Annotated in this window: 1 protein-coding gene, 1 tRNA gene and 2 rRNA genes (1 of these 4 running past the window's edge); all 4 read left to right on the forward strand. The window is 55.8% G+C overall.

Features of this window, described 5'->3' with window-relative positions:
- Window positions 1-1,352, forward strand: a 23S ribosomal RNA gene (locus tag DBIPINDM_RS22240) (it extends 1,450 nt beyond the left edge of the window).
- Between the two features lie 280 nt (window positions 1,353-1,632).
- Window positions 1,633-1,747, forward strand: a 5S ribosomal RNA gene (gene rrf / locus DBIPINDM_RS22245).
- A 222-nt stretch (window positions 1,748-1,969) separates the two neighbouring features.
- A tRNA-Met gene (locus DBIPINDM_RS22250) sits at window positions 1,970-2,036 on the forward strand.
- Window positions 2,037-2,042: 6 nt separating this feature from the next.
- The gene (locus DBIPINDM_RS22255) at window positions 2,043-2,381 is read left to right on the forward strand and encodes a hypothetical protein (RefSeq protein ID WP_258581260.1); all 339 of its coding nucleotides are present in this window, start codon (window positions 2,043-2,045) and stop codon (window positions 2,379-2,381) included.
- Window positions 2,382-2,500: the final 119 nt, after the last annotated feature.

Raw genomic sequence — 2,500 nt, forward strand, 5'->3', positions numbered from 1 at the left:
TGGAGGTAGTGACGGATCATTGAGGTAGTCCAATCTTATCGGATTGAACGGGCTGCTGCGTGGTTCCAGGAAATAGCTCCTCCTTATAAACCGTACCCGAAACCGACACTGGTGGTCTGGTAGAGTATACCAAGGCGCTTGAGAGAACTATGCTGAAGGAACTCGGCAAATTGCACGCGTAACTTCGGAAGAAGCGTGACCCTTTTCCACGCAAGTGGAGGAGGGTGGCACAGACCAGGGGGTAGCGACTGTTTATCAAAAACACAGGGCTCTGCGAAGTCGCAAGACGACGTATAGGGTCTGACGCCTGCCCGGTGCTGGAAGGTTAAGAGGAGGGGTGCAAGCTCTGAATCGAAGCCCCAGTAAACGGCGGCCGTAACTATAACGGTCCTAAGGTAGCGAAATTCCTTGTCGGGTAAGTTCCGACCTGCACGAATGGCGTAACGACTTCCCCGCTGTCTCCAGCATAGACTCAGTGAAATTGAATTCCCCGTGAAGATGCGGGGTTCCTGCGGTTAGACGGAAAGACCCCGTGCACCTTTACTATAGCTTTACATTGGCATTCGTAGTGGCATGTGTAGGATAGGTGGTAGGCTTTGAAACCTGGGCGCCAGCTCAGGTGGAGCCACCCTTGAAATACCACCCTTATTACTATGGATGTCTAACCGCGGCCCGTTATCCGGGTCCGGGACAATGTATGGTGGGTAGTTTGACTGGGGCGGTCGCCTCCTAAAGAGTAACGGAGGCGCGCGATGGTGGGCTCAGAACGGTCGGAAATCGTTCGCTGAGTGCAATGGCATAAGCCTGCCTGACTGCGAGACTGACAAGTCGAGCAGAGACGAAAGTCGGTCATAGTGATCCGGTGGTCCCGCGTGGAAGGGCCATCGCTCAACGGATAAAAGGTACGCCGGGGATAACAGGCTGATGACCCCCAAGAGTCCATATCGACGGGGTTGTTTGGCACCTCGATGTCGACTCATCGCATCCTGGGGCTGGAGCAGGTCCCAAGGGTATGGCTGTTCGCCATTTAAAGCGGTACGTGAGTTGGGTTCAGAACGTCGTGAGACAGTTCGGTCCCTATCTGCCGTGGGTGTAGGAATATTGAAAGGATCTGTCCCTAGTACGAGAGGACCGGGATGGACGGATCTCTGGTGGACCTGTTGTGGCGCCAGCCGCATAGCAGGGTAGCTATATCCGGACGGGATAACCGCTGAAGGCATCTAAGCGGGAAACCCACCTTAAAACGAGTATTCCCTGAGAACCGTGGAAGACGACCACGTTGATAGGCCGGGTGTGGAAGAGCGGCAACGCTTGAAGCTTACCGGTACTAATAGTTCGATCGGCTTGATCGTTCTCATTCCTTATGCCCATCTGACAAAGTCAGATGGTCTGTTCTCACTCACGCTTGTTCCGCCCTGCGGGCGACGCTACGTGGGTGCGGCGCATCAGCGCCGACGGTCGGTCGACCTTGCGAAGCTTCGCTTCGAAAGGCGCCAAGACTAGAAGAGCTGTAAAGGCACAACAAGACCAGCGAACAGCTCCGAGAGAGCACCACAATAGGGGCCTCCCTATTCGCTACTCCCTCATCGCTATTCGCTCAAAAAGCTTCTCGAACAACGTGCGTTTTGCCGACCTGGTGGTTATGGCGGAGCGGCTGCACCCGATCCCATTCCGAACTCGGCCGTGAAACGCTCCAGCGCTGATGGTACTTCGTCTCAAGACGCGGGAGAGTAGGTCGCTGCCAGGTCTGCTAAACGCACGTTGAACTCACATCCAATCGGATGGAGTGAAATCTTCTCTCTACGAACAAGGCCCGCCAACGGGACCACGGGCCGCGTAAGCGGCCCTTTCATTTGGTGAGCCATCTACCTATTTGTAGGCCATCCTATTCGTAGGCATGCGCTTACGTCCAAAGCAAGCAAACGCTTGCTTAGATCAGCAAGCAAGCGCTTGCTGAGAGGTGACGCGGGGTGGAGCAGCCCGGTAGCTCGTCAGGCTCATAACCTGAAGGTCACAGGTTCAAATCCTGTCCCGATACAAAAATGGCCCGCCTCGTGCGGGCCATTTTTGTATTCGGCTGTGGTGGCCGGCTGATTTTAACCCTCATCAGCAGCCCGCAAGGAGGCGAAGCCGACGCTGTGGGACAGAAAAGCCAAATCCTCTCCCCAAAACCAAAATCTCAAACGGCCCGCCAGGCGCAAACCCGGCGGGCCGTTTTGCTGTGCAACGACGCTCGCCGGCTGATCTTAACCCTCATCAGCAGCCCGCAAGCAGCCAAAGCCAAAGCCGCAGGGCAAAACTCAACATCAGAACACCAAATCCAAACAGCACAAACACCCCGCATCGCGCAAAACCAGCAGGCCGTTCCCGTTTTAGACTAGGGGGGCGGATGGTCGCCATCAATCCCGCTCCCTGGGACTTGAGACGAGGTCTCGGCCGACGCGGCGGACAAATTCAGTCTCTCCCAGAGCCAAAGCCAACGGCGAAAGTCGAATCGGAG

This window comes from Mesorhizobium sp. AR02 (assembly GCF_024746835.1).
Taxonomy (GTDB): Bacteria; Pseudomonadota; Alphaproteobacteria; order Rhizobiales; family Rhizobiaceae; genus Mesorhizobium.

What these genes read in the sequence shown, in the direction of transcription:
- DBIPINDM_RS22255 (WP_258581260.1), top strand. Translation starts at nt 2,043, where the DNA reads ATGGCCCGCCTCGTGCGGGCCATTTTTGTATTCGGCTGTGGTGGCCGG.